Origin of the sequence: Pseudomonas sp. B1-22 (assembly GCF_050474425.1) — a bacterium.
Taxonomy (GTDB): domain Bacteria; phylum Pseudomonadota; class Gammaproteobacteria; order Pseudomonadales; family Pseudomonadaceae; genus Pseudomonas.
In genome coordinates, this window is record NZ_JBCHVH010000001.1 from 984,131 (window position 1) to 1,001,473 (window position 17,343).

At 61.8% G+C, this 17,343-nt stretch carries 12 protein-coding genes; 9 read left to right on the forward strand and 3 right to left on the reverse strand.

What is annotated here, in order from left to right:
- Positions 1 to 597 precede the first annotated feature (597 nt).
- The gene (locus ACQ5BL_RS04650; protein WP_430292805.1) at positions 598 to 1,689 is read left to right on the forward strand and encodes an efflux RND transporter periplasmic adaptor subunit; all 1,092 of its coding nucleotides are present in this window, start codon (positions 598 to 600) and stop codon (positions 1,687 to 1,689) included.
- Positions 1,686 to 4,826, forward strand: a complete 3,141-nt coding sequence (locus ACQ5BL_RS04655) for an efflux RND transporter permease subunit (protein ID WP_430292806.1) — start codon at positions 1,686 to 1,688, stop codon at positions 4,824 to 4,826. Before ACQ5BL_RS04650 ends, ACQ5BL_RS04655 begins: the two co-directional genes overlap by 4 nt.
- Positions 4,827 to 4,953: 127 nt before the next feature.
- On the opposite strand, the gene ACQ5BL_RS04660 is transcribed toward ACQ5BL_RS04655, so the two are convergent.
- Complete coding sequence (locus tag ACQ5BL_RS04660) at positions 4,954 to 5,847, reverse strand: AraC family transcriptional regulator ligand-binding domain-containing protein (protein WP_430292807.1); 894 nt, start codon at positions 5,845 to 5,847, stop codon at positions 4,954 to 4,956.
- A 526-nt stretch (positions 5,848 to 6,373) separates the two neighbouring features.
- On the opposite strand from ACQ5BL_RS04660, the gene ACQ5BL_RS04665 reads away from it, so the two are divergent.
- The 4 genes from ACQ5BL_RS04665 to ACQ5BL_RS04680 are packed head-to-tail and all read left to right on the forward strand — an operon-like array spanning position 6,374 to position 9,013.
- A complete protein-coding gene (locus ACQ5BL_RS04665; RefSeq protein WP_430292808.1) occupies positions 6,374 to 6,907 on the forward strand; it encodes a 2,4'-dihydroxyacetophenone dioxygenase family protein in 534 nt (177 codons plus the stop codon).
- A 2-nt stretch (positions 6,908 to 6,909) separates the two neighbouring features.
- Positions 6,910 to 7,947 carry an NAD-dependent epimerase/dehydratase family protein gene (locus ACQ5BL_RS04670; RefSeq protein ID WP_430292809.1) on the forward strand — a complete coding sequence of 346 codons (1,038 nt, stop codon included), beginning with the start codon at positions 6,910 to 6,912 and terminating at the stop codon, positions 7,945 to 7,947.
- On the forward strand, positions 7,944 to 8,771 hold the full coding sequence (locus ACQ5BL_RS04675) for an SDR family NAD(P)-dependent oxidoreductase (RefSeq protein WP_430292810.1): 828 nt from the start codon (positions 7,944 to 7,946) through the stop codon (positions 8,769 to 8,771). Before ACQ5BL_RS04670 ends, ACQ5BL_RS04675 begins: the two co-directional genes overlap by 4 nt.
- Before the next feature lie 59 nt (positions 8,772 to 8,830).
- A complete protein-coding gene (locus tag ACQ5BL_RS04680; protein WP_430292811.1) occupies positions 8,831 to 9,013 on the forward strand; it encodes a hypothetical protein in 183 nt (60 codons plus the stop codon).
- 449 nt (positions 9,014 to 9,462) lie between these two features.
- On the opposite strand, the gene ACQ5BL_RS04685 is transcribed toward ACQ5BL_RS04680, so the two are convergent.
- A complete protein-coding gene (locus tag ACQ5BL_RS04685; protein WP_430292812.1) occupies positions 9,463 to 10,557 on the reverse strand; it encodes an extracellular solute-binding protein in 1,095 nt (364 codons plus the stop codon).
- 297 nt (positions 10,558 to 10,854) lie between these two features.
- A complete protein-coding gene (locus tag ACQ5BL_RS04690; protein ID WP_430292813.1) occupies positions 10,855 to 11,445 on the reverse strand; it encodes a TetR/AcrR family transcriptional regulator in 591 nt (196 codons plus the stop codon).
- Positions 11,446 to 11,820: 375 nt separating this feature from the next.
- Between ACQ5BL_RS04690 and ACQ5BL_RS04695 the strand changes: the two genes are divergently transcribed.
- From ACQ5BL_RS04695 to ACQ5BL_RS04705, 3 genes are all read left to right on the forward strand, one after another.
- Positions 11,821 to 13,245 (forward strand): DUF1329 domain-containing protein, encoded by a 1,425-nt coding sequence (locus ACQ5BL_RS04695; protein ID WP_430292814.1) that lies wholly within the window; start codon positions 11,821 to 11,823, stop codon positions 13,243 to 13,245.
- Between the two features lie 25 nt (positions 13,246 to 13,270).
- Positions 13,271 to 14,920 carry a DUF1302 domain-containing protein gene (locus ACQ5BL_RS04700; protein ID WP_430292815.1) on the forward strand — a complete coding sequence of 550 codons (1,650 nt, stop codon included), beginning with the start codon at positions 13,271 to 13,273 and terminating at the stop codon, positions 14,918 to 14,920.
- Positions 14,921 to 15,045: 125 nt separating this feature from the next.
- Positions 15,046 to 17,340 (forward strand): efflux RND transporter permease subunit, encoded by a 2,295-nt coding sequence (locus ACQ5BL_RS04705; RefSeq protein WP_430292816.1) that lies wholly within the window; start codon positions 15,046 to 15,048, stop codon positions 17,338 to 17,340.
- Positions 17,341 to 17,343: the final 3 nt, after the last annotated feature.

A 17,343-nucleotide genomic window follows, 5' to 3' on the forward strand; every position in this document is an offset into this window, starting at 1 on the left:
GGAGCGCGTGTCGGCGGCGAGGTCTGTCGCGGTGTAATTTCTCCCCCGGCGGCTGGCAACGCGGGCGCCGCCAGGATCGGCGGTATCCCGTTCTTCCGTTATTTTCCGAATCCGTCAGCGTGGTTTTGCCGGCGCTCCCTCGGCGCCTGTGTGCGGGTGTGTCGGAGTGGTCCAGTTTGGTCTCGTAGAGCAATCAGCTTCTCCATCCGAAGATTGGATTTGGCGCCCGCCCCGTCACCGCAGGTAGCGGGGAGCTGCCCGGCGCGTAATCTGGTCGTGTCCGGCGGATCATCCTACAATTTGCAATAACATTGGTTATGCTAATTATGATTCGGCGCGATGAGATGACTTGCTGCTCGGCTGATTGGTTATATGCGCTTTTGCCCGGTCCTTGATGGTCCGGAGCTTCATGGCACCCATGCTGACGGACGAATCCGCCTGAATCAGCGACTGATGCTGTCCATGCCCACGAGGCAGGCAGTGGTGGGGCGCTGCTCACTTTACTTTATCGATATAGAGGCCGATTTCAGCGATGCGCCCTGCCCAGGGCGCACGAGCGCTGTATTGCGGAGCCATCTATGAGCGAGGAGAGCTGACATGACGTTGCTCAAGACATTATTGGCCTGCAGCCTGGTAGGCAGCCTGGGACTGACCATGGTCGGCTGTCGAGAGGAGAAACGCCCGGAGGAGCCGCTACGGCCGGTCCGAACGCTCATTATCAAGCCGGCCACGGTCGGCGAAGAGGTTGCTCAGACGGGGGAGGTCCAGGCCGAGGTCGAGACCGACCTGGGCTTCCGCATTGGTGGCCGGGTCGCGACTCGAAGTGTCGAGGTGGGCGAGAGCGTTGCCAAGGGGCAGGTTCTGGCAACGCTTGACCCAAATGATGTCCAGAACGAGGTGCGTACCGCTGAATCCGAAGTGACGAGCGCGCAGGCGGCAGAGCAGCTCGAAAGGGCGGGGCTCGATCGGCAGCGCACGCTCTTTGCGAAACAGTTCGTCGCCCGTGCCCGGGTCGATGAAGCCGAGGCCAATTGGCGTGCCGCGAACGCAAAGCTCAATGTGGCGAAGACCCAACTGCTCACTGCGCGCAACAAGCTGACCTACACGGAGCTCCGGGCGCCGGATGCCGCCATCGTCAGCGCGGTGGCGGTCAATGCCGGGCAGGTCGTGGAGGCCGGGCAGTTGGCGATCAAGCTTGCCTCGACCCATGAGCGTGTGGCGGTCTTCAATGTGTCCGAACGGCTCTACACCTCCGTGCCGCCTGATGCGAAGGTCGAAGTGGCACTCGCATCCGATCCGACGGTCAAGGTCCTGGGTCCCATCCGCGACGCCAGCCCGACCGCGGATTCGGCGACGCGTACCTATCGCGTTCGTATCTCCCTGCCGGACGCCCCGCCTACCATGACATTGGGCGCAACTGTGACGGGGCGTCTTGCACTGCCTGGCAAGGCCCTCATTGCTCTTCCTGCGTCGGCCCTGACCAATGTCGATGGCAAGCCCGCGGTTTTTGTCGTCGAGCCGTCCACCCATGAACTCATCCGCAAAGCGATAGTGGTGGCGCGCTATACGGCCGACCAGGCCCTGGTCGAGTCCGGGCTGGCCGAGGGCGATGCCGTAGTCACGGCCGGGGTGAGCAAGTTCAGGCCGGGCCAGAAGGTCGCATACGACGCCGGGCAGGTGGCCAAATGAGCCCGAATCCGGCGCCCTCTGGGGAAAAGGGCGGATTCAATCTCTCGGCCTGGTCCATCGGCCAGAAGCCCCTGATGTTCTTCCTCATGCTCATCACGCTGGTGGGTGGAGCGATTAGCTACACCAAACTGAGTCGCAATGAAGATCCGGCATTCACCATCAAGACCATGGTCGTGGCGGCCCGTTGGCCCGGTGCGAACATCGACGATACGACCAAGCTCCTGACCGACCGCATCGAAAAGAAGTTGGAGGAAGTTCCCTATCTCGACCGGCTCGACAGCTACACGCGTCCCGGCGAGACCGTCATCATGGTGAACCTGCGCGATGATGCTCCGTCGCGAATCGTCCCCGATGCCTGGTACCAGGTTCGCAAGAAGATGGCCGATATCTCCGCGACGCTTCCGAGCGGAGTGCAGGGGCCGTTCTTCGACGACGAGTTCGGCGATACCTACGGGCAGATCTTCGGTTTTACCGCCGAAGGCTTCTCGGATCGTGAACTGCGCGACTATCTCGAAGGCGTGCGCGCGGAGCTGCTGCGTATTCCCAGCATTGGCAAGGTGCAGCTGATTGGCGTGCAGGAAGAGCAAATTGTCGTCGAGTTCTCGCCTGGCCGGCTTGCTGCCTTCGGGCTTGACGAGGAGGCGGTATTGCGGGCGCTGAAGGCGCAGAACGCTGTCATCCCGTCCGGCATGGTGCGCTTGCCCGACGACAAGATTGCATTGCGCGTGAGTGGCAGCTTTGCATCCGAGGAGAGCCTGCGAAGCGTGACCTTGCGGGCGAATGGTCGCTTCGTGCCGCTGACCGAACTGGCCACCATCCGCAGAATTCCGGCCGACCCGCCGGCGCCGCTGTTTCGCGTCAACGGCGAGAAGGCGCTGGGGCTTGCCATCTCGATGGCGTCGGGCGGCAACCTGCTCGAATTCGGAGAAGCGGTGCGCCATCGTATGGACTACGTCAGGATGGCGCTCCCCCACGGCATCGAGATGCTTCAGGTGGCCGACCAATCCGTTGTCGTGAAGCAGGCTGTCAGCGGCTTCCTGAAAGTGCTGGCGGAGGCGATCGCCATCGTGCTCGCGGTCTCCTTCCTCTCGCTCGGCGTCCGGGCCGGGCTGGTCGTCAGTATCTCGATTCCCTTTGTCCTGGCGCTGACCTTCATCGGCATGGAGCTGACCGGCATCGGCCTCCAGCGCATCTCCCTGGGCGCGCTGATCATCGCCCTGGGCCTGCTCGTCGATGACGCGATGATTACGGTCGAGGCCATGGTCGGGAAGCTGGAGGAGGGCTGGAACCTGAAGCGGGCGGCCAGCTTCGCCTACGAATCAACCGCTTTCCCGATGTTGACGGGCACGCTGGTGATGATCGCCGGATTCATCCCGGTTGGCTTTGCGGCATCGAGTGCGGGTGAGTACTGCTATTCGATGTTCATGGTGGTGCTGATTTCGCTGTCGGCCTCCTGGGTGGTCGCGGTCCTGTTCTCGCCGTTGCTCGGGACTCTGATCCTGCCCAAGTCGCTGCCGCATCACGATCATGGCGGGGGGCGGGTCATGAATGCCTATGGGCGGGCCCTGTCCTGGGTCCTGGGGCATCGTGCGGTGACTCTCACAGTCGCGGTGGGCGCCTTCGTGGCATCGCTGGGAGCCGCCGCCTATCTCGAACAGCAGTTCTTCCCACCCTCCGACCGCCCCGAGCTCCTGGTCAGCCTGACGCTGCCGCAGAATGCTTCCCTGGATGCGACGGAGCGCCAGGCGTCGAAGCTTGAGAAGCTACTCAAGGACGATCCCGATGTAGAGAGTTTCTCGACCTATATCGGCTCGGGCGCTATCCGTTTCTACCTGCCGATGGAGGTGTTGCTGCAGAACGAGAACGTCACCCAGACGGTGGTGATTGCGAAGGGCGTCAAGCAGCGCGATGCGCTGCAGGCCAGGCTTGCCGGGATTTTCAAGACGGAGTTCTCCGGACTCATTGCCCGTGCGACGCCCCTTGAGCTCGGCCCTCCGGTCGGCTGGCCGCTCAAGTATCGCGTCACTGGCCCTGAGCAGGCCAAGGTGCGCGACATTGCCGCGCGCCTCGCCAACGTACTCTCCGCCAACCCGGACACCCGAGAGGTCCATCTCCTGTCGGGCGAGCCGCAACGGAGTGTCCTGGTCAATATCGACCAGACCCAGGCGCGGGCACTGGGCCTTTCCTCCGAGGATGTCGCCAGCGCCATGGCGACGATCTTCTCGGGTTCGGCGGTGACCACCGTGCGCGACCAGGACCGGCTCGTCGACGTGATCGTGCGTGCGCAAGCCGGAGAACGTACCAATCTTGCCACGCTCGCCAATCTCCAGATCCGCACGGCCCATGGCGAGACCATTCCGCTGAGTCAGATCGCCAAGCTCAGTTACGGCGTCGAGGACCCGATCATCTGGAGGCGGCAGCGTCTTCCGCTGATCACCGTCCAGGGTGACGTAGGCGACGGGCTCGAAGCGGCGACCGTCGTGCAGGCCCTTGCGCCCGCCGTAGCGAAGTTCTCCGAGGGGTTGCCCAAGGGGTACAAGGTCGAAACGGGTGGAGCGGTGGAGGAGGCGGCAAAGGGCAGTTCGTCGCTCATGGCCGTTCTGCCGGTCACGGCGCTGGTCATGTGCGTGCTCCTGATGGTGCAGCTGCGCAGCTTCTCCCGCATGTTCCTGGCGCTGGCGATGGCGCCGTTCGGCCTCATTGGTGTCGTCCTGGCCATGTTGCCGACCGGGACGCCCATGGGCTTTGTCGCGCAGCTCGGCGTCATTGCCCTGGTTGGCATGATCGTGCGCAACGCGATCATTCTGATCGAGGAGGTGGACATCAATATCGAGCAGGGCCAGTCGCCCGATGAGGCCATCAGGCATGCAGCGATTCACAGGGCTCGCCCCATCGTGCTGACTGCCTGCGCAGCGATTCTCGGCATGATCCCGATCGCACCGCAGATATTCTGGGGGCCAATGGCCTTTGCAGTCATCGGCGGACTCGCCGTCGCGACGATAGTGACGCTCACCGTTCTGCCCAGCTCCATTTCCCTTCTGCTGCAATGGGAAAAGCGCAAGGGCCAACCGCAAGGGCCAGATACCTCCGAACATCTGCAAGCGGATGCCAAGGCCGGCTCGGCGGTTCGAACCTGATCGGTCAGCTTTACCGTTTGCCTACTGAAGAAGCCCTGATCGCTGTAAAGCGATCAGGGCTTTGTTGCATGAGTGCGAGGGTCCCCGATGCGGGCAGTCAACGCTGGCAGGGTGATCGGCTGGATGCTCAATTCGCGCTGGGGTCCTGCCAGCTCTTGCGGGCGCGCAGGTACACGACGATGTCCGAGTAGCCGAGGCGGGAGGCAATGCTCTCCCGATCCATGCCCTGCAGCTCCAGGTACTGTTCGAGCTCGATTCGCACGGCGGTCAGTATCTGGCGGTAATTGAGCGATTCTGCCTGGAGGCGGCGGCGCAATGTACGGGAAGTGAGGTGCAGGGCGTCGGCTGCGCTTTCCAGGCTGGGCACCATCCCATGTTCCAGCTCGAAGCGGATGCGCTTGGCCACGTCAGCGGCCAGGCCACTGAATTGGTGCAGGCGCGCCATTCGCCGCTCCAGTCCACTGACGATCATCTCGGCCAGTACGGGATGGTGCCCACGATTGGGGAAGTCGAGGATGCTCTCGTCGAATACCAGGCGTGTTTGAGGGCAATCGAATCGTACATGGGGACCAAACCACTCCAGGTATTCCTCATGATAAGGCGGGCGTGGATAGGCGAACTCTGCGCACAGCGGCGTCACGGGATACAGGCAGCCCTCGCGCAGCTGGGTCATGGTCACCACCAGGGTGTGTTCGCTGAAGTGCCGGCGTAGTCGTTCCGAACCTTCCACCCTGACTTCCATGATCAACTGACCGTTCTCCTGGAAGGCTCGCAGGAGATGCAGATCCGAACCCAGGCGGTAGAAGCGTTGCCAGTGCTGCAAGCCTTCGCGGACAGTGGCGCTGCATAGCGCCAGATCAACCAGTATGAAGCGCTCGTTGGCCTTGAATTTGCCGAACAGGTGCAAGCCGATGGCCGGATCGAGCTGGGCCGCGCGATCCCACAACTGCTCCAGTTGCGCGCGGTTGAGCTCCTCGGCATCCGTGTGTTCGCCGAGAAAACGGCACAGAACCTTGGCCATCTGGCCGCGAAGCACGGGTTGGGCAGGATTGACCACTTTTGTCCTGTTTTTGTCCGTTCTTGTTGTATTCATAAAACTCCACTTGCAGTTTCATGAGGGTATCCGGAGACGGCAGTTGGCGCCTTGCAATAGGGCTGGTCAAGCCGGACTCCCAGACTTACCGAGAACAATAATTATGGTCCGGATACGCTCCATACCCAGCGACTATGCGCAGGCGGAATGTCTGGCGATTTCCCGCGCGATGTCGGTCTGCCAAGCCCCGCATCGACTCGATGGCGCCACCGCGCACGAGGTGATGGCGTCCCCGAGTCGATCGAGGGACAGATGCCAGAGACCTCCATCCGCACCCTCAAGGCACAGGCGTATCGCCAGTAACCCGGCGAGGCTATAGCCGCCCACTCCCGTATTCAGATTCGATCCCTTTGCCGCCTGTGCCTGAGAACGCACGCGGCGGGATTTCATTCGCTCTGGAGAATCTCCAGCGTGAGCCTCGATTAGCCAAAAAACAATAATGGTGGAGTACCCAATGACTGACCTGAACACTGCCACGCTGCAAGTCCTGGCTGCCATGCAAGGCGCCCCTGTCGTGTCTCGCGAGCATTCCCGCGAAGCGATCCTCCTGCTTGAAAGCGACCTGCCCTGGGTCAATCTGCCGGATGGCTCGAATATCCAGCTGCTGCACGTCGACCTGAACCAGAACCTGTGGATCGTCCGCACTCGCATGAATCCTGGGTTCGGCGTCGATACGCACTATCACACCGGCCCAGTGTTCGCGGTCACGCTGAGCGGCGAATGGTTCTACGAAGAGTATCCGGACAAGGTGAACAAGGCCGGTTCCTATCTCTACGAGCCGGCGCATTCCGTGCACAGCCTGCGGGTGGCGGCGGATGCCGGCGAAATCGCGGACGTCTGGTTCGCCATTTTCGGTAGTAACGTCGACATCGACGAAAAGGGCGATGTCATCCGTATTATTGATGCCAAGGGCATGCTGGCGTTCTATCGTGCGGTCTGCGCCCTCGAGGGTAAGAACTGCGACAAGCTCATCGTGATCGGTGAGTGAGCATGGGGACGATCAACAGTGCATTTGTGACCGGCGCCGGCGGCTTCATTGGCCGCCATCTGGTGCGCCGGCTCCTGGCCGACCAGGTTTCCGTCGTGGCACTGATGATGCCTGGCGAACCGGTGCCGCCGGAGTGGGGCGAGCGAGTCCGGGTTGTCATCGGTGATGTGCGCGGGCTATTGGCGCTCCGCGAGCAGATTGGCCCGGTAGACGCGATCTTCCACCTTGCCGCCGTCGTGAGCGATTGGGGAAGCACCCCGTCCCATGTCGAGGTTACGGTCAAGGGAACCGAGCACGCCATTGAACTTGCCATCGGCTGGGATGCGCATTTCGTGGTGACGACCAGCATCTGCGTATTCGCCAATGCCCTGGCAAAGGGTGCTCTGAATGAGGACAGCCCGATTGGCGTTGCCGAATCTGCCTACGAGTTCTGCAAGCAGGAGCAGGAGCGTGTCACGCGGGAAGGTGTGGCGCGCGGGCTGAAAGGCAGCATCGTACGTCCGGCCAATGTCTTTGGCGTCGGAAGTGCGGCGTGGGTGAACACGCTGGTCGAGCTGCTGCGCGAAGGCGTGCCGTGCCGGTTTGGCTCGGGAGATTGGGATGCGGGCCTGGTGCACGTGAACAACCTCGTCGACATCCTGGTTACCGTGGCGCGCTCCGACTATGTCCAGGGCGAAGTATTCATTGCTGCCGATGGTTTCGGCGTGACCTGGAAGGAGTATCTGGAAGCGCTGGCAAGGGTTGCCGGCACTGAACCGCCGAAAAGCATGCCAAGCTGGCTTGCCCACGCCCTGGCCGGCGCCATGGAGTGGTGGGGGAACTTGCGCGGCCAGACGCAAAGACCGCGGCTGACTCGCCAGACATGCCACCTCATGGGCGGCCCCAATGAATTTTCCACCCTCAAGGCGCAACGCCTTCTGGGGTATCGCGCCCCCGTGAGTTTCGACTCGGCGATGGCGGAGCTGGCAGAGCATTTCCGGACACAACGCCAGAATGGGCAGAGCGGCGTGGCGTCACCCCTTCAGAGGAGTCAGGCATGAACAAGTGGGTTGGAGGTACTCCTCGGGTCGCCTTCATTTCCGGTGCCGGTAGCGGCATCGGTCTGCAGGTGGCCAAGGCACTGGTGGGAGAGGGCGCCAACCTGGCGCTGTTCGACCTGAAGATCGATGCGACGGTGATCGACGAGTTGCGCGCACTCTGCATGCGCCCGCAGCAGAAGGTGGAGGCATTCATCGTTGACATCACGCAGGCCGCCGAAGTCTCCGTTGCCGTTGATGCGGCTGCGGAAAAGCTCGGCGTGCCAGATTTCGCATTCAACTCCGCGGGCATTCTGCGCACGGGGCTGTTTACCGAGCTGTCCGCCGAGACGTTCGAGCTGGTCGTGCGGATCAATCTGATCGGCAGTCGGAACTTCGCCGCTGGCGTGTTGCGGCACATGGGGCGCGGAGGGCATCTGGTACTGGTCTCCTCGCTGTCCGGCATCATCGGTGCTTACACCCATGCCGCCTACTGTGCCTCGAAGTTCGGTGTCGTGGGCTTGGCGGAAGTTCTCCGATTGGAACAGAAGCCGCGAGGCATCGATGTTTCCGTCGTGTGCCCTGGAGAGATCGCAACGCCGCTGCTCACCTATGAACGCGAGCACGGTAGCAAGATCGCCGAGGCACTCAATGCCGGCGCTGGCGTGCTGTCGGTGGAGGAAGCGGTCGCCGGGATTCTTGCCGGTTTGCGGCGGCGCCAGTTCATGGTGACTCCGGGCAAGCGCGCCAGGTTCTTGCGTGCCTTGGCACGCAAGGCCAGCGGATTGCAGCGCTGGCTATCTGACCAGGTATTGGCCAAGGCGCTACAGGCTGAGTCCCGGTCCTGAGAGTCAGCAGCCAGCGTGTGGCTATCAGCTCTTTGTTCGAAACCAGAAGGAGCCCGAGTATGCATGTCTATCAACGATGGTGGTTGACTGCGCCTGGAATTGGTGTGGCTGTCGGGCTCTGCTTCATCGGGCTTCTTGCGGCGGGTTTCCTCGAGGACGCCAGCCTGCTGCACCGCGCCTCCGCCCCTGCAGAGGTCGGCGCGGCGCCGCTCCTTGCGATGGGTAGCCACCTGTTGCCCTGATGGCGTGCAGGCGCGTGAGTCGCGTCTTGTCAAAGTTATTGGCGTGATCTGCAAATACTTTGCGAGCGCCACCTTTCAGACTGGGGTCGTCGGTACTCGAGCCTGCAAACAGCCTTGGCTGGAGGTCGGAGGTCCACTATGCGAAGAGTCTTTATTGCGATCGTGGTTGTCGGCTTGGGCGCGGCTGCGGTTACTTCCGTCAGGTCGCCGATTCTGCTGGTCATTTCGCACCAGCAGCAACCTCCCACGGCGGGCATCAGTCTTTGGAGGGTCTTCTCAGGGCACTGATCCGGCCGACGCGAACGGCTGCGCAGCGGCGCAGTTTCTAGGCAGGCTTTGCTGATGAACCATCGGCGCCGGCCATTGGCGCATCTCGTGATGGCATTCCGGACCGGGTCTGCCGTCCCCCTGCCGATCAGGGGGACGAGCAAGCGCGGTTCCTTCCGTGATCAGAGGTGAGGGGGCGTTCCCAGTTCTGCCCAGACCTTGCCTATTTCCTTCCGCTGCGCTTCGGACATGCCTTCGGGCATGAAGAGGCGCATCTTTTCATCGGAAGTCAGAGGTACCTGCTCCGGAAGCGCGGCCCGGACGCTTGGCTGGCCCAGGTCCAGGCCGGGAGCGAAGTGTGTTGCCTGGGCGTTTCGCCCCGCATTGGCGGGCTTCAGCATGTAATTGATGAAGCTGTAAGCGGCCTTGGGATTTGGGGCGTTTCGCGGAATGGCGAAGCTGTCGATGAACAGCAGTCCGCCCTCCTGGGGAATGCTGTAGCGCAGGTTTCCTTTCCCGTTTGCCAGAGAAGCCAGGCCGTTCCAGGTTATCGCTGCGCAGATCTTCCCTTCGGAAAGCTCGGTGATGAACTGGGGAAAGGAGCTCGTCCATGCAGGAAGCCCCAGGGCCTGCAGTTCGCGCGCTGCTTTCTGAATGGTTCTCGCGTTCTGATGCTCTACGGATTTTCCCTTGTAGTTCAGGAGCAGCGAGACGGCCTGCTCGGGGACGCTTCCCAGGGTGGCGCCACATGATCTCAGCTTGCTGGCGTTGACTGGGTCGAACAGAAGCGTCCAGCTGTTTCCCGCTGGTTTTTGCAGGGCCTTGGTCACCTCGGCTTCATTGACGACTAGTCCGACGGTTCCCCACATGTAGGGGATCGCGTACCGGTCGGCACGGCTTCGTGAGGTGAGTCTGGCCAGTAGTTCGCTGCTGACGAATGTGCGGTTTGGTAGCGCGCTTGCGTCAAGTTCCGCCAGTTGCTGTGAGTCGATGAGGTGCTCGAGCTGGAAGTCGGAAGGGAAGATGACGTCGAAGTGTTGTCCGGATGCCAGTGCGCCATCCAACTCGGCGGCTGTCCGATACTCGCTGTACTGGACCCGGATTCCGGTTTCCTGCTCGAAGCTTCGTATGACTTCGGGGTCGATGTACTGCGCCCAGTTGAATACCCGCACGACTTCTTCAGCTGCCGCCTGCACTGTGGTGATACCCAGACAGGCACCGATCAACAGCCTGGCGAAACTGCTCGATTTTCGTGATGTCCGGATGCTGAATGACATCCGTCCTTGTCGCCCTGAACTCCTGGTCCCCAGCTCCATTTCGGCCTCGCTTTTCGTGCGTTGTTTTTATTTTTTGTTTCGAGTGTTACGTAAAGTAAATGAGTTGGTGCTGATTGCAAGATCTGTCTGCGAGATGCCTGTATCGAGATGAGCTGATTCGCAACGAAGTTGCTGGGGGAGGGAGGACGTCTGGAGGCGGTAGATGCAGAGCGAGGACCGATCAGGTCGGTCCGCCATGGCTGTATGGGAGGAGTGTTACGACCCAGTCACTCATCGACTGGATCGAGTTTCGCGAGGTCAGGAGGTGGTGCGTGGCGAAGCCAGAAGGGAGAGGGCCTGGCAGGCGTATTCCGTCTCGGCCTGTAAACGATCGTTGTCTCTGTGTACGCACCAGGCCACTACGAGCCCATCCACGAGTTGCACGAGTAGTCGGCTGACAGCCATCACGAGGTGGTCGTCGAGCTGATCCTCCGGCAGTTCCCTGAAGATGCTCTCGATGCCGTCGATAGCCTGCACATAGACCTTGTTCGCGAGTTCGGGATCGTTACGAAGCGCCCAGTTGAACAGTTCCGGCTGCGCGGCCGCGACCTCGGGGTGTGCGATGAACCAGTTGATCAGATGGCGAAGGATGCCCGTCGCCGAGTCGGCCAGGGTGGCACTTGCGGGCGAATGCTCCAGGGCTTGTTGAGGCACGCTGTAGAGGAGTTCGAAGACCGCGTAGAAGAGGTCTTCCTTCGTATGGAACAGGTAGTGAAGCGAGGCCAACGGGCTGCCAGCCGCTGCGGCAATGCGACGGGTCGTCGCCTTGGCGACGCCATGCTCGGCCACGACCTTGACGGTAGCCTCGACGAAGTCTTGCCTGCGAAGTTCTGCACCCAGTCTTGCCATTGTGAAAAGGCCTCCATCCTCTGGCCGTATCGAGCTGCATGCTCTGACGGTGGCGGATGCTACAGCATGACCATGAGCATCGTCATGGGAGTTGTATCAAGGTCTTACGGCTGCACAATTTTGGTAACAGATGTTTCCTTAATTCCCAGAATGGTGCGTCGGTGCACAGTTGACTGCTGCTGTTGGTAGCGTGCGTTAAATGCCTTGAAATCCTAAGTATTTGAATGAAAAGGACAAATTAAATCCTCTCGGGCCTGGCATGTGGATTGCTTTGGTCAAGCGACTTGGTCAAATGATCAAGTCGAATGATTCAGCGGTGGTGAAAGCCGGTCAAGCGGCGGCAACCTCCCTTTGAAGCTCCATGAGGAATTTCCGATGAGTGATGTGATTGAGCGTGCATTCTCTGGCGCACCCAGCGGTGGCGGAATTCGGTATTTGATCGTGGCGTTGGCGGTCTCTGCTGCCATCGGCTCCGCACAGGCCGCTGGCGGCGACGCTGCTGCGCTGGGTACGAAGTTGACTCCGTTGGGTGGCGAAGTTGCCGCCAGTGCCGACGGCACCATTCCGGCCTGGGTGGCGCCAGGTCCGCAGGGCGGGAACTGGACCTATGGCCAGCCTCGCGGTCAGTCCTGGAAGTTCAAGGGTGACAAGCCGCTCTATAGCATCACCTCCGCCAACGTCTCGCAGTACGAGGCCAAGCTTTCCCCGGGTCAGTTGGAAGTCTTCAAGAAGGTTCCCGGTTACCGCATGGACGTTTATCCGACCCGCCGCTCCTGTGGCGTGCCTGATTTCGTCGCCGAGAATACGAAGAAGAACGTAGGCTTCGCCAAGCTGGATGCCGATGGTTTGGCCCTGCAGGAAGCCCATCTGCCCGGCGTTCCGTTCCCCTTGCCCACTACTGGTGCCGAGGTGATGTGGAACATGAAGATGCGTTACCGCGGTCTGGGCTTCAACATGCCTAAGGATGCCGCCGGTATCTCGCCGCGTCGTGGCAGCGAGGATTGGCTGCACCTGGGCGTCGACATGTTCCAGCACACTCCCTGGGGCGTTAAGGGCAGCACGCTGTTCTCCGAGGTCGGCCGCACCGAGGTAGAGACCTTCTTCTCCTACAATGAGCCGGCTGCCTTCGCAGGTCAGGCGGGCGTGTCCAGCACCAAGGCTGGCGAGCAGACCACCACCTACTACTACTTCCCGGGGCAGCGTCGCGTTCGTCGCATGCCTTCGTACTCCTACGACGCGCCGCAGATCGGCCTCGATAACCAGGCCACCGTCGACGAGACCAACGTCTTCTTCGGCCCGCTGGATCGCTTCGACTGGAAGCTGGTGGGCAAGAAGGAAATGCTGGTGCCCTACAACGCCTTCGGTGCCTACGACATCTCCGCGAAAATCGAGGACGTGGCCAAGCGCGACTTCTTCGCTCCCGAGTACCGGCACTACGAACTGCACCGTGTGTGGGTCGTCGAGGCCAACGTTCGCGACGGGATGCGCCACCAGGCGCCCAAGCGTCTCTTCTATATCGACGAGGACAGCTGGAACCTGCTGATGGCCGTCGACTACGACAAGCAGGGGCAGATCTGGAAGGTGCGCGAGGGCTTCACCATTCCGGTCTACGAGACGGGCAGCTGCGACATGGAAGCGTCGGTGCAGTTCAACCTGATCGATGGCCGTTACGGCTACGACATGACCTCGATCGGTGCGGGCAAGGATGACCACCAATGGCTGAGCGAGACCACCAGCAGTCCGCGCCTGAAAGCCGATTTCTATACCTCCGACAACCTGCGCGCCATCAGCGAACGCTAAAGCCGCCGCCGTTCGAGAAGCCGACATGAAAAAAAGAACAATTACTCGGGCATCCGGGCTCGTCCTTGCTTGCACCACGCCGATGGCGTTGGCCTTCACCTTCGAGACCGACAACATCCGCGGTTCCTTCGACTCGACCATCGCCGCCGGCATGGCGGTGCGGACGCAATCCCAGGATTGCGACCTGATCACCGCCGGCGCTACCGGGCATCATCCGCCAAGCGGTTGCCAATCCCCGGTTGCCGGCTTTGGTGACCAGGGTGACCTGAACTACGACAAGGGCGATCTCTTCACCAACTACATCAAGGGCACCCACGAACTGCTGCTGAAGATGCCCGATGACTACAGCTTCATGGCGCGCGGGAGCTGGATCCGCGACTTCGCGGCCACCGATACCACCGGTGCTTTGAGCTATGGCTCGCCGCCGGACGTGCACAAGAACGGCCTCACCGACAATGCCCACGATGACCTGCGCTTCAAGGCGCGCCTGCTCGATCTGTGGGTGAGCAAGAGCTTCGACGTCGCCGATCACCGCGTTCGGGCACGCCTGGGCAACCAGGTGATCAACTGGGGCGAGAGCATCTTCACCCTGGGCGGTATCAACAACACCAACGCCTACGATATTTCCGCGCTGCTGCGTCCCGGCACCCAGCTCAAGGAGGCCGTACTGCCGGCTCCGATGCTCAGCGTCGCCTCGGGGCTTGGCGGCGGCGTCAATATCGAGACCTATTACCAGTTCGGCTGGAACAAGAGTGAAATCCCGCCGGTGGGTAGCTACTGGTCCACTACCAATGGACTGGGTGACGGCATGCAGGCGTATGGCTTGCACAGCAAGGACGCCAAGGATAGTGGCCAGTGGGGTATTTCCCTGCGCTGGCAGCCGCAGGACACCGACCTCAATCTGGGCCTATACGTGATGCGCTATCACGACAAGACGCCGGACCTGGGCATCCACTTCGACCCGACCACCTTCGAAGTCCTCAAGTATGAGTGGCAATACCCTGAAGACCGCATGATGTATGGCATCAGCGCCAACATGCCGGTAGGGGACTGGGCCGTTGGCACCGAGCTGTCCTACCGGCCGAAGGATGCGGTGACCCTCAACCCGAACGTGGATGGCTGCTTCAACCGGGGAGGCAAGTGCTGGAAGGACGAGAAGAAGTTCCAGTGGCACCTGACCGGCCTGTACAGCCAGACGCCGCAGAACTCCGGCAATTGGCTGGACTTCACCGGCGCCAGCGCGGGCACCCTGGTGAGTGAGCTGGTCGTGGTGCACTACCCGGGCCTGCACGAGGAGTACGACGGCGAGCCCCTGGCGCCCGGTCAGTACAGCTGGATCAGTGACCCGAATGTAGCGCCGACCTCCAAGGGCAGCAAGACGTCCTCCGGGATCAGCCTGGACTACAGCCTGACCTACGAGAACAGCCTGCTGCCGGGCTGGCAGGTCACTCCGGGGATGTTCTACTCCCGTGGCCTGGGCGGCCGCACGCCGAACCTGTCGCAGACCTGGACCGACGGTGCCAGCAGTATGAATCTCTACCTGAACTTCGTCCGCAACCCCGCGAGCTGGCAGGTGTCGTTCAACTACGCGAAGTTCATGGGCGGCGCGACCCCTTACGATCAAATGCTGGGCGATCGTGACTACGTCGGCGTTGTCGTGTCGCGTAGCCTGTGAGGACTGTTGTGAGCAAGAAAGTTGGAAGCACCAAGCGGGGGAGCCGTTGGCTCCCCCGCATCGAGAATGGGCTGTTCGGGCATCGCTGGCTTGTGCTGGCGTGCCTGGCGGTCTTCACCTTGTTCATGGGTTGGTTCGCCGTGCAGTTGCGCATGGATGCCGGCTTCGAGAAGCAGTTGCCGATCGGCCATGAATACATCGAAACCTATGAGGCCTATCGCGACGACCTGCTTGGCGCCAATCGCCTGACCGTGGTGGTCAAGGCGAAGAGTGGCAGCATCTGGTCCAAGGGCGCTCTGCAGCGCCTGTATGACGTGACCCAGGCGGTCAACTTCCTGCCGAACGTCTCGCGCAGCAGCGTGCGTTCGTTGTGGACGCCGAACGCCTTCGTCAACGAGATCACCGAGGAAGGCTTCCGCGCCGATCCGTTGATCCCGGGGACCGTGACGCCGGAGCGGCTGGACGACAAGATCGTCACCATGATCGCCAACTCGACGACCCAGGGCGGGTTCATCGGCACCCTCGTCTCCCGTGATCAGAGCAGCGCGATGATCACCGCGGACCTGCAGGAGTACGATGCCCAGGGACAGCGGCTGGACTACGTGGCCTACAACGACATTCTGGAAAAGCAGCTGCGCCAGAAGTTCGAAGATGGCGACTACGAAATCCAGATCATCGGCTTCGCCAAGCAGATCGGTGATATCGCCAAAGGCGCTTCCTCGGTCCTGGAGTTCTGCCTCCTGGCCTTGTTGCTGACTGGCGCGGCCGTCTACTGGTATTGCCATTCGCTGCGCTTCACCCTGCTGGCCCTGGGCTGCTCGCTGACCTCGCTGGTCTGGCAGTTCGGCAGCCTCCGGCTGATCGGCTACGGCCTCGATCCGCTGGCGGTGCTGGTGCCGTTCTTGGTGTTCGCCATCGGCGTGTCCCACGGGGTGCAGCAGATCAACTTCATCGTGCGTGAAATCGCCTGCGGCAAGAGCGCGGAGGAGGCGGCAAGGTCCAGCTTCAGCGGTCTGCTGATTCCGGGGACCCTGGCGTTGGTCACGGCCTTTGTATCCTTCGTGACGCTGTTGTTGATCCCCATCCCGATGGTGCGCGAACTGGCCATCACCGCGTCCCTTGGCGTGGGCTACAAGATCGTCACCAACCTGGTGATGCTGCCACTGGTGGCCTCGCTACTGCGTGTGGACGGTGCCTACGCTCAGGCCGAGGAGCTGTCCCGCGAGCGGCGTGCCCGCTGGCTGCACGGCGTAGCGCGTCTTGCCGAGTGGCGTAACGCCCGCTGGGTGCTGTGCCTGGCCGTCGTGGTATTCGCCACCGCGGTCTGGCAGAGCCGTGACCGCGTGGTGGGGACCCTGCAGGCCGGTGCGCCGGAGCTGCGCGCGGACTCGCGCTTCAACCGCGATGCGGTGGCGATCTCCAACAGTTACGACATTGGCCTGGACTGGCTCTCCGTAGTCTTCGAAGACAAGTCGGGGGCTGCGGGAGATGGCGCGGCGAATGCCTGTGAAAATGTTGCCCTGGGGCAGTATCAGGATCGCTTCGTCTGGACCATGCAGGCCGTGCCCGGCGTGCTGTCCGTCGCATCCTTCTCCGACAGCATGCGCCAGTTCAACCAGGGTTATAACGAAGGCAATCCGAAGATGAGCGCGGTGCCCATCGACCCGGCCAACTACTCCTCGATGGCGGCGGAAATCGCCCGCGTCGCCGGGATGATGCGCCCGGACTGCAGCATGACCGCCGTGCATCTGTTCCTGGCCGATCACAAGGCGACCACCATCAACGGTGTCATCGCGGCGGCCAAGGCCTTCCGCACGAAGTACCCCATGCCGGGGATCACCGTGCGCCTGGCGTCGGGCAATGCTGGCCTGCTTGCAGCGATCAACGAGGAGGTGGAGAAGAGCGAGACGCCGATGCTGCTGTATGTCTATGCGGCCATCGCCCTGCTGGTGTTCGCCGTGTACCGCGACGTGCGCGCCGTACTGGTGTGCTGCCTGCCGCTGACCATCGGGACCTTCATCGGTTACTGGTTCATGAAGGAACTGCAGATCGGCCTGACCATCGCGACCTTGCCGGTGATGGTGCTGGCGGTGGGGATCGGTGTCGATTACGCCTTCTACATCTACAACCGCCTGCAGCTGCACCAGGCCAGCGGCCAGACCATCGTCAAGGCCGTCGAGCACGCACTGCTGGAGGTCGGCGTGGCCACCATCTTCACGGCCATCACGCTGGCGGTCGGTGTCGCGACCTGGGCGTTCTCGGAGCTCAAGTTCCAGGCGGACATGGGCAAGCTGCTGGCGTTCATGTTCATCGTCAACATGGTCATGGCAATGACGGTATTGCCGGCATTTGCCGTGTGGCTGGAGCGGGTGTTTCCGCGCAAGCGCCCGGTGCGCATGATCGGCGCGCTGGTGCACTGAGGA

Bases quoted from the DNA above. Each gene is read 5' to 3' on its own strand.
- ACQ5BL_RS04665 (WP_430292808.1), top strand. From the start codon at position 6,374: ATGACTGACCTGAACACTGCCACGCTGCAAGTCCTGGCTGCCATGCAA.
- ACQ5BL_RS04695 (WP_430292814.1), top strand. From the start codon at position 11,821: ATGAGTGATGTGATTGAGCGTGCATTCTCTGGCGCACCCAGCGGTGGC.
- ACQ5BL_RS04685 (WP_430292812.1), bottom strand. From the start codon at position 10,557: ATGTCATTCAGCATCCGGACATCACGAAAATCGAGCAGTTTCGCCAGG.
- ACQ5BL_RS04700 (WP_430292815.1), top strand. From the start codon at position 13,271: ATGAAAAAAAGAACAATTACTCGGGCATCCGGGCTCGTCCTTGCTTGC.
- ACQ5BL_RS04690 (WP_430292813.1), bottom strand. From the start codon at position 11,445: ATGGCAAGACTGGGTGCAGAACTTCGCAGGCAAGACTTCGTCGAGGCT.
- ACQ5BL_RS04670 (WP_430292809.1), top strand. From the start codon at position 6,910: ATGGGGACGATCAACAGTGCATTTGTGACCGGCGCCGGCGGCTTCATT.
- ACQ5BL_RS04650 (WP_430292805.1), top strand. From the start codon at position 598: ATGACGTTGCTCAAGACATTATTGGCCTGCAGCCTGGTAGGCAGCCTG.
- ACQ5BL_RS04705 (WP_430292816.1), top strand. From the start codon at position 15,046: ATGGGTTGGTTCGCCGTGCAGTTGCGCATGGATGCCGGCTTCGAGAAG.
- ACQ5BL_RS04680 (WP_430292811.1), top strand. From the start codon at position 8,831: ATGCATGTCTATCAACGATGGTGGTTGACTGCGCCTGGAATTGGTGTG.
- ACQ5BL_RS04660 (WP_430292807.1), bottom strand. From the start codon at position 5,847: ATGGCCAAGGTTCTGTGCCGTTTTCTCGGCGAACACACGGATGCCGAG.
- ACQ5BL_RS04655 (WP_430292806.1), top strand. From the start codon at position 1,686: ATGAGCCCGAATCCGGCGCCCTCTGGGGAAAAGGGCGGATTCAATCTC.
- ACQ5BL_RS04675 (WP_430292810.1), top strand. From the start codon at position 7,944: ATGAACAAGTGGGTTGGAGGTACTCCTCGGGTCGCCTTCATTTCCGGT.